The 9,197-nt window shown below is 31.6% G+C and carries 10 protein-coding genes and 1 pseudogene; 9 read left to right on the top strand and 2 right to left on the bottom strand.

Translation table 11 applies throughout. The features are described 5' to 3' along the window. The 5 genes and pseudogenes from ACIQ2I_RS06110 to ACIQ2I_RS06090 form a co-directional block, all read left to right on the top strand. Positions 1–233: pseudogene (locus tag ACIQ2I_RS06110) on the top strand (MBL fold metallo-hydrolase); the annotation flags it as partial. A gap of 67 nt (positions 234–300) precedes the next feature. Beyond that, positions 301–2,169, top strand: a complete 1,869-nt coding sequence (locus ACIQ2I_RS06105; protein WP_396181551.1) for a M1 family metallopeptidase — start codon at positions 301–303, stop codon at positions 2,167–2,169. A 59-nt stretch (positions 2,170–2,228) separates the two neighbouring features. Beyond that, on the top strand, positions 2,229–3,587 hold the full coding sequence (gene rimK / locus ACIQ2I_RS06100) for a 30S ribosomal protein S6--L-glutamate ligase (protein ID WP_396181550.1): 1,359 nt from the start codon (positions 2,229–2,231) through the stop codon (positions 3,585–3,587). 2 nt (positions 3,588–3,589) lie between these two features. Continuing rightward, positions 3,590–3,775 carry a hypothetical protein gene (locus tag ACIQ2I_RS06095; RefSeq protein WP_396181549.1) on the top strand — a complete coding sequence of 62 codons (186 nt, stop codon included), beginning with the start codon at positions 3,590–3,592 and terminating at the stop codon, positions 3,773–3,775. Further along, a complete protein-coding gene (locus ACIQ2I_RS06090; protein WP_396181548.1) occupies positions 3,775–3,954 on the top strand; it encodes a DUF1272 domain-containing protein in 180 nt (59 codons plus the stop codon). The genes ACIQ2I_RS06095 and ACIQ2I_RS06090 overlap by 1 nt, the downstream gene beginning before the upstream one ends. 218 nt (positions 3,955–4,172) lie before the next feature. Here the strand turns inward: ACIQ2I_RS06090 and hutH are convergent, their stop codons facing one another. Then, positions 4,173–5,660, bottom strand: coding sequence for a histidine ammonia-lyase (gene hutH, locus ACIQ2I_RS06085; RefSeq protein WP_396181547.1), 1,488 nt, complete (start codon positions 5,658–5,660; stop codon positions 4,173–4,175). 166 nt (positions 5,661–5,826) lie between these two features. Between hutH and gcvT the strand changes: the two genes are divergently transcribed. Both gcvT and ACIQ2I_RS06075 read left to right on the top strand, forming a co-directional pair. Beyond that, positions 5,827–6,909: a glycine cleavage system aminomethyltransferase GcvT gene (gene gcvT, locus ACIQ2I_RS06080; protein WP_396181546.1), complete on the top strand. Its 1,083-nt coding sequence runs from the start codon at positions 5,827–5,829 to the stop codon at positions 6,907–6,909. 63 nt (positions 6,910–6,972) lie between these two features. Beyond that, positions 6,973–7,527, top strand: a complete 555-nt coding sequence (locus ACIQ2I_RS06075) for a DUF3575 domain-containing protein (protein ID WP_396181545.1) — start codon at positions 6,973–6,975, stop codon at positions 7,525–7,527. A gap of 29 nt (positions 7,528–7,556) precedes the next feature. Here the strand turns inward: ACIQ2I_RS06075 and ACIQ2I_RS06070 are convergent, their stop codons facing one another. Next, entirely contained in the window at positions 7,557–8,447 is an 891-nt protein-coding gene (locus ACIQ2I_RS06070; RefSeq protein ID WP_396181544.1) for a hypothetical protein, read from the bottom strand. A 51-nt stretch (positions 8,448–8,498) separates the two neighbouring features. Between ACIQ2I_RS06070 and ACIQ2I_RS06065 the strand changes: the two genes are divergently transcribed. Together ACIQ2I_RS06065 and ACIQ2I_RS06060 are read left to right on the top strand one after the other, a co-directional pair. Further along, the gene (locus ACIQ2I_RS06065; protein WP_396181543.1) at positions 8,499–8,873 is read left to right on the top strand and encodes a TM2 domain-containing protein; all 375 of its coding nucleotides are present in this window, start codon (positions 8,499–8,501) and stop codon (positions 8,871–8,873) included. A gap of 5 nt (positions 8,874–8,878) precedes the next feature. Next, a partial coding sequence (locus ACIQ2I_RS06060) for a DUF2752 domain-containing protein (RefSeq protein WP_396181542.1) occupies positions 8,879–9,197 on the top strand: 319 nt, incomplete at its 3' end.

Raw genomic sequence — 9,197 nt, 5'->3', positions numbered from 1 at the left:
TTTGTGCTGATTTATTAGCAACAGCCGGACATATTCCTGTTCCGTATGTTATGGGATATGATACCAGACCGCTTTTAACTTTGGATGAAAAAGCAAAATTTATGAATGCAGCTGCAGAAAATAATTACTATTTGTTTTTAGAACACGATGCTCATAATCAAATTATCACTGTTGAAAAAACAGAGAAAGGAGTAAGATTAAAAGAAGTATTTAGATGTGAAGATATTTTTTAACATCCAATTTAACTTGTAACAAACCTTTTGAAATAAGTACTAATAACAACAATAAATTTATACTCATATGAAAAATATATTTAACCCATTTTTTATACTATTTACTGTGATTGCCATCGCACAAAACAATCCAAATTCAGGGTATTGGCAACAACATGTTGATTATAAAATGAATGTCAATATGGATGTAAAAAATTACCAATATAAAGGAAATCAAGAATTAGTATACACAAATAATTCAACTGATACGTTAAAGAAAGTCTTCTTTCATTTGTATCCGAACGCTTTTCAGCCAGGAAGTGCAATGGATATAAGGTTGCAAACAATTACAGACCCAGACAAACGCATGGTTCGAAAATTCATAAAGGATAATAAAGAAATTAAAGAAAGTAAAATCAGCACATTAAAACCAAATGAAATTGGATATTTAGTAGTGTCAAATTGCAAACAAAATGGTGTTGAAGCACAAACTAGAGTAGTAGGAACTATTTTAGAGGTTACTTTGCCACAAGCTATTTTACCAAAATCCTCATCGAATTTCACTTTAGATTTTGATGGGCAAGTACCTTTACAAATTCGTCGTTCGGGAAGAAATTCAGAAGAAAATGTGGCGCTTTCCATGACGCAATGGTATCCTAAAATGGCAGAATATGATTTTGAAGGATGGCATGCAGATACTTATATTTCTAGAGAATTTCATGGTGTTTGGGGAAATTTCGACGTAAAAATTACTATTAACAAAGACTATACCATCGGAAGCTCGGGTTATCTTCAAAATAAAAATGAAATTGGAAAAGGGTATGAAGATGCAGGTGTTGTTGTTACTTATCCAAAGAAAACTAAAATGTTAACTTGGCATTTCATTGCACCAAATGTGCATGATTTTGCATGGGGAGCAGATCCAGAATACATTCACGATAAAATTATAGGTGAAAACGAAACGGAATTACACTTTTTCTATAAAAATAAGAAAGAAAATATTGAGAATTGGAAAAAATTGCAACCTAAAACTGCTGAATTATTAGCCTATTTCAATAAAAATGTAGGACAATATCCGTACAAACAGTATTCCGTAATTCAAGGTGGAGATGGCGGTATGGAATATGCCATGTGTACCTTAATTACTGGAAATAGAAGCTATGAAAGTTTAGTTGGTGTAACCGCTCATGAATTTGCACATAGTTGGTTTCAACATATTTTAGCTACAAACGAATCGAAGCATTGTTGGATGGATGAAGGCTTTACTTCTTACATATCTGATTTAGCAATGAATGAAATAGTGCCTCCAAAAGAACCAGAAAGTCCGTTTTCGGATTCGTATAAAAACTATGTTTTTTTAGCCAATTCAGGTAAAGAACAACCATTAACTACTCACGCGGATAGATACGATTTTAATCAATCATACGGAATTGGGGCTTATAGCAAAGGTGAAATATTTTTAGCACAATTGGTTTATATTATTGGACAAGAAAATTTGGACAATACAATTAAAAAATATTATGCTGATTATAAATTTACACATCCAACGCCAAATGATATTAAGCGAACTGCTGAGAAAATTTCGGGAGCCAATTTAGATTGGTATTTAAACGAATGGACACAAACTATAAATACGATTGACTACGCCATTAAATCGGTAGAAAAAAACACCATTGTTTTAGAAAGAAAAGGAAGAATGCCTATGCCAATTGATGTGATTGTTGAATTTGAAAACGGAACTAAAGAATATTTTTATATTCCAAATACTTTAATGCGATGGGAAAAACCAAATCCATATAAATTAAAAAGAAACGTTTTGTTAGGATGGGATTGGGCAATACCAAGATATACCTTTGAAACTAATACTGATAATGGCGCTGTAAAATCAGTAGTTATTGATCCAAGTGATTTGATGGCAGATGTTAAAAAGGAAGACAATATCTTTCCAAAAAAATAACGATAAGATATCGTGTTGAATTAAAAATAATAGTACATTAGATTTTAAATTATTCTCAAATGCAAGATAAAACATTAATTGGTAGTGAAGAATGGTGCTCGTTTCCTCAATTAGGAATTCCAGCAATAAAAGCTCGTGTCGATTCTGGTGCCAAAACATCTGCCTTACACGCTATTAATATTAAATTATTTGATAAAAACGGAGAAGAATGGTTGAAATTTGATATCAATCCAATCCAAAATAATTCAAAATCAATTATACATTGTGAAGCACAATTAATTGACCAAAGAATTGTAAAAAGCTCGAACGGAACTCGAGAAAAAAGATATGTTATTCGAACAGAAGTAGGATTAGGTAGTCATAATTGGCAAGTTGAAGTTACGCTAACTAATAGAGATTCAATGGGTTTCAGGATGCTTTTAGGAAGAGAAGCAATGGTTGGAAGATTGATTGTAGATCCTGAAAAAAAGTTTGAATTAGGACAACCAACCACTGAAAATTTAAAAGAATATTATTATAATGAACCTGAGAAAAAAGGATTAAAAATAGGTTTGCTAGCTAGTAATCCAGATTTGTATAGTAACCGACGCATTATTGAAGCCGGAGAAATGCGTGGACACGAAATGCATTTTTTAAACATCAAGTATTGTTATATGAAGTTGAGTGCGTCAAATCCAGAAATTCATTATCGTGGCGGTTTGGTTTTAAAAGATTTTGATGCCATAATTCCTCGTATTCGTCCAAGTATGACCTATTACGGATGTGCGTTAACCAGACAATTTGAGGCACTAAAAGTATATGCTTTAAACAATGCTGCGGCCATAACACAATCGAGAGATAAATTATTTTCACTTCAATTGTTGTTAAACAACGAAGTAGATATTCCAACTACAGGATTTGCCAATTCGCCTTTAGATACAGACGATTTAATAAAAATGGTTGGTGGTTCGCCATTAATTGTGAAATTACTTGAAGGAACGCAAGGAAAAGGAGTGGTTTTAGCTGAAACGAAAAAAGCTGCGGAATCAGTTATTAATGCCTTTAAAAGCCTGAATGCTAATATCTTAGTACAAGAATTCATTAAAGAAGCTAACGGAAAAGATTTGCGCCTATTTGTAGTAGACGGAAAAGTGGTGGCAGCCATGCAACGAGAAGCGGCGCCAGGTGAATTTCGCGCCAACATTCATTTAGGCGGAACAGCTTCTATTGTGAAAGTAACCGCTGATGAAAAAAGAATTGCTATAAAAGCTACCAAAGCTATGAATCTAAAAGTGGCTGGTGTAGATATTATTCGTTCGTCTAAAGGACCTTTATTATTAGAAGTAAATTCTTCTCCAGGATTAGAAGGTATTGAAGGCGCCACTCAAAAAGATATTGCAGGAGAAATGATAAAGGCAATTGAAAAAAACTTTAAATAAAAATGCAAAACAATTTCAGTAAATTACTACTTATAATTATTGGCTGTAGTTTCGTTGTAGCCATAGGTGCCTTATTCAAAATTATGAAATGGCCAGGCGCCACTTTAATTATAAGTTTTAGATTGGTTTTAGAGGTTATTTTTGGCGCTATGATAATGATTTATTTGCTTAAAAATAAAAATAAATAATGGCGTTGGAATACAAATCCTCTTGCGAGAAATGCACTGTTTCTTTAAATATGCATTCAGAAGCTTGTATTTGCAGTTATGAATGTACATTTTGTGAAATGTGCGCTACAGAAATGGCAAATGTTTGTCCAAATTGTCAAGGAGAATTAGTGAAAAGACCGAAACGAAATAAGGATTAATTTATTTCCACTTGAAAACTCTTCAAAAACTGAATTGATTTTTCAATATCGTAATGTAATATTCTATCTTGTTTATTTGTAAATTTGCAGATTAGGAATTAAATTCCTAATCTTACAAAATGATAGATAGAGTATTGATAAATAAAGCTTTAAAACTATTTATATGGTTGGTATTAATAAACCTGACAGGTTTTTGAAACCTGTCAGGTTTGGTAATGTTAAACTTCCACCTGAAAACTCTTCAAAAACTGAATTGATTTTTCAATATCGTAATGTAATATTCTGTCTTCTGTAACTAAAGGTACTTCTTCACGATACGTTTTTACAAACATTTCAATGAAATCACTCGATTTTAAAGGTCTTCTAAATTCTATAGCTTGCGAAGCGTTGAATAATTCTATAGCTAAAATACGCTCTAAATTCTCCACAATTTTTAAGGTTTTTGTAGCGGCATTTGCTCCCATGCTTACATGGTCTTCTTGTCCGTTGCTTGATACAATGCTGTCTATGCTTGCAGGAGTTGCTAATTGTTTGTTCTGACTAACAATACTAGCCGCGGTATATTGTGGAATCATAAATCCAGAATTTAATCCGGGATTACTAACTAAAAACGCAGGCAATTCTCTTAATCCAGAAATTAATTGGTAGGTTCTTCTTTCTGAAATGCTTCCTAATTCTGCCAAAGCAATTCCTAAATAATCTAAAGCCATCGCTAAAGGTTGTCCGTGAAAATTGCCGCCAGAAATAATTTCATCTTCACCTACAAAAATATTTGGATTGTCTGTAACCGAATTAATTTCGGTAGTAAATATTTTTTTTACATGGTCAATTACATCTTTAGAAGCACCATGCACTTGCGGAATACATCTAAAAGAATAAGGGTCTTGCACATGTTTTTTAGGTTGTGCAATAATTTCACTATCATCTAATAATTCTAACATATGCGCTGCGGTTGCTAGTTGCCCATTATGTGGTCGTACTAAATGTATTAATTCGTTAAAAGGCTCTTTTCTTCCATCAAAACCTTCTAAAGAAACTGCCGAAACAATGTTTGCTAAATGGGCTAATTTATCGGCCTGAATTAAATTGTACACACCATAAGCACTCATAAATTGTGTTCCGTTTAATAAAGCCAAACCTTCTTTAGATTTTAATGTAATAGGAGATAAGTTTAACTTTTCTAATACTTTATGCGCTGGTTGACGGAATCCGTCGTAATGTACTTCACCTTCATTAATTAATGGCAAACACATATGAGCTAAAGGTGATAAATCGCCACTTGCTCCTAATGAACCTTGTGTGTAAACTACAGGTAAAATTTCATTATTGTAAAAATCAATTAATCGGTTGACGGTTACTAATTGCACACCTGAATGTCCGTAACTCAAAGATTGAATTTTTAATAATAACATTATCTTTACAATCTCGTGAGGTACTTCGTCACCAGTGCCACAAGCGTGAGATTTCATTAAGTTTTCTTGAAGTTTGGTTAAATTTTCTGTCGAAATTTTAATGTTATATAACGAACCAAAACCAGTGTTAATTCCGTAAATAGCTGTATCGTTTGCAGCCATTTTTTCATCTAAATACGTTCTGCATCTTTCAATTTTTGAGATAGCTTCTTCTGAAAGGGCTAATTTTTTTCCTTCAAAAATAATTTCTCTAACTTTTTCTATAGTAAGTACTGATGAATCGATGTAATGCATTTGATTTTGTTTTAGCTGTCAAAATTCTACAAACAAATTCTAAATTGCAACTATTTTCAGTATTAAAACAATATTTTGTGAATTTCTTACTATTTATGGGTTTTTGGCTTTATTTTTTTAAGAATTTTCAATACATTAGCAACTTTAAATTTTATAAAACCGTACAATGAAAAATACAGCATTAACAGCTATTCACGAAAGTTTAGGAGCAAAAATGGTTCCGTTTGCAGGTTACAATATGCCTGTTCAATATGAAGGAGTAAACGCAGAACACGAAACGGTAAGAACTGGAGTTGGCGTATTTGATGTTTCACATATGGGAGAATTTTTCTTAAAAGGTGAAAATGCATTGGCGTTAATTCAGAAAGTAACCTCTAATGATGCTTCAAAATTAGTAGATGGAAAAGCACAATATTCTTGTTTACCAAATAATGAAGGTGGAATTGTTGATGATTTAATTGTTTATAAAATTGCAGACAATCAGTATATGTTGGTAGTAAATGCGTCTAATATCGAAAAAGATTGGAATTGGATTTCATCACACAATGATTTAGGTGTGGAGATGAAAAACCTTTCGGATGGGTATTCTTTATTAGCCATTCAAGGACCAAAAGCTGCTGAAGCGATGCAAAGTTTGACTTCAATAGATTTAGTGAATATGGGATATTATACGTTCCAAATTGGTGAATTTGCAGGAAAGCAAGATGTTATTGTTTCTGCTACAGGCTATACGGGTTCTGGTGGATTTGAAATTTATTTTAAAAACGAAGACGCCATTACTATTTGGGCAAAAGTTTTTGAAGCGGGTGCCCCTTTCGGTATTAAACCAATTGGTTTAGCTGCTCGTGATACTTTACGATTAGAAATGGGTTTCTGTTTATACGGAAATGATATTAATGATACTACCTCTCCGTTAGAAGCTGGTTTGGGTTGGATTACTAAATTTGAAAAAGAATTTACCAATTCAGAAAACTTGAAAAAACAAAAAGAAGCTGGTGTTTCTAAAAAATTAGTTGGTTTTGAAATGATTGATAGAGGCATTCCACGTCATGATTATGAAATTGCAGATGCTAATGGAAATGTAGTAGGAATTGTAACTTCTGGAACGCAATCGCCAAGTCTAGGAATTGCTATAGGAATGGGATATGTTCCAACAGCATTAGCCACACCAGATTCTGAAATTTTTATTAGAATTAGAAATAAAGATATAAAAGCTAAAGTGGTTAAATTGCCATTTTTGAAGAAATAATTTTTTTTTTGAAGAAATAATTTTTATATATTTGAAAAAATTTAACTTAAAAAAAAAACAATTATGAAAAAAGTATTATTAACTGCAGTTGCAGTTTTTGGTTTTGTTGCAACAAATGCACAAGAAAACATTGTAAAAGTAAATCCATTATCAATTTTGGGAGGTACAGATTTAGTAAGTTTTGAGCACAAATTAGGTGATAATAGCTCTTTTGTAGTTGGAGGTGGTATTGGTGGATTCAAAATTGGAGATGCTAAATATTCTAATCTTGGGGGTGAATTACAATATCGTTATTACTTTAATGAAGCATTACAAGGATTTTATGCTGGCGCACAAGCTGGATACAATTCTGGAAAAGTTAAACTTGAAAATTCATTTTCAATTAGTAGTACTGGTGCTATTACAACTGGAACTTCTAATGAAACTAATTTTGGTGCCTTAAAAGTTGGTGCAAAAGGAGGTTACCAATGGATTTGGGATAGTGGATTGTCGATAGATTTAAACGTAGGAATTGCTTACAATAAATTTACTTACAAAAACGAGGACGGTTTATTTTCAACGCTAAAAGCTAGTGGTACTTTACCTAATTTCGGATTTGGTATCGGATATGCATTTTAATACTTAGAATAAATCACAAAAAAAACCTGCTAATTAGCAGGTTTTTTTACGATTGTTATGGACGCTTCTTCCTCTTTATTTAATGTGGCTAGCAATTCAAAACTTCTATTTTTATCGTGAAGTTCTAATTTTGCGGTATTGGGTTTTATTTTTCCTTCGTTTACAGCTACAATTTTGAAAACATCATTTTTGCCAATTAAAGTGATAGTAATCGTTTTCTTTTTATTGGTAACTGAGTATTCAGATAAAATCAATTTATTGTTATGATATACGTTTATAATATCGCCATCTTCTTGACCGTTGTCCCAAATATCTAATTTTAAAATACTAGATTCCCAAAATACATTTAAATTTTGATTTGTACTTAATTTGTTAATTTTTAAACTGTCAATAAGTTTAATTGGGTTGGATTCGCTTTTGGTTTTAGCATCTATTTTTTTAGAACTTTGTAATTTCTTATTTACTTTATTTACTAAATTATAAATTTTATTACTACCAATTAAAGACATTGTTCCGTCAATACATTTGGTTTTGTTATTAAATAAACCTTTGAAAGCACCTTCTAATTTACTGGTGTTTTCAACTAATTTTACTTTTCCAGAAAAATTTACAAAGCAAAATGAATTTTCATCAAATGTAGATTTTGTATATAGTATTTCTTTTTCTTGAAATGAAAATTGCTTTTTAGATTTGTCATAAGAGCCACTAATTACGTTCTTAGTTTCGTGCGCACCATCTAAATCAGTAACGGAATAACCAGTAATTTTACCATTTTGCTCTGTGAAAACTAATCGGTATGTGATGATGGTTTTATCATTTCCGTTTAATTTTAAAGCACCATAAAATTCATAATTAACTTGAGCATAACTAGTTAAGAAAAATAGTGGAAATAAAATTGAAAAATATTTTAAGTTTTTCATTGCAGATTGGGTTAAATTATTATTTTTGTGTAAATCTAAAACTTTTTTTTTATGAAAATCAAATTATTTTTATCAGCTTTAATGCTGATGGTTGGAACGCTAACAGCTACTTATGCATCGTTCCCAGTTCAAAGAACTACTCCTAACAACACAAACACAACTGTAGTTGTTGAAAACCAAGAAGACGAATTATCTTCTCCTGCAATTGCTGGTGACGGTAAAAGTCAAGTTATTGCTTTAGGATTAACATTGTTTTTTTTGGTAGGGGTAAATGGAATTCACAGATTTTATTTAGGATACACTTGGCAAGGTGTTGTTCAATTACTTACTTTTGGATTTTGCGGTATTTGGACATTAATTGATATTATTAGAATTGCAACAGATGATTTACAACCAAAAAATGGAAGTTATTCTAAAAAATTGTAATAAAAATGTTTTCTAAATTATTTTTCTACACGTCAAATATTGTCACTATTTTAGCTCCAATTGTGTTATTGTTTTTTCCTGTTACAACTTTTGATAAAGGAGAAAGTGTGTGTTTATCTGTTCAGTTAGCTGGTATGGAATGTTATGCATGCGGATTAACAAAAGGAGTGATGCACTTCATACATTTGGATTTTTCAAAAGCTTGGGAATTTAATAAATTAACTTTTATTGTAGTTCCAATGCTTGGTGTATTATGGGTAAGAGCTATTTATGATATACAAGGAAAAAGAATGCCGGGTAAAATTGGTGATTTAACTTATAGAA

The sequence above is a fragment of the Flavobacterium sp. genome (assembly GCF_044368995.1).
Lineage (GTDB): Bacteria > Bacteroidota > Bacteroidia > Flavobacteriales > Flavobacteriaceae > Flavobacterium.
The sequence above is the reverse complement of the archived record's forward strand: the minus strand, read 5'-3'. Positions and strand labels throughout refer to the sequence as shown.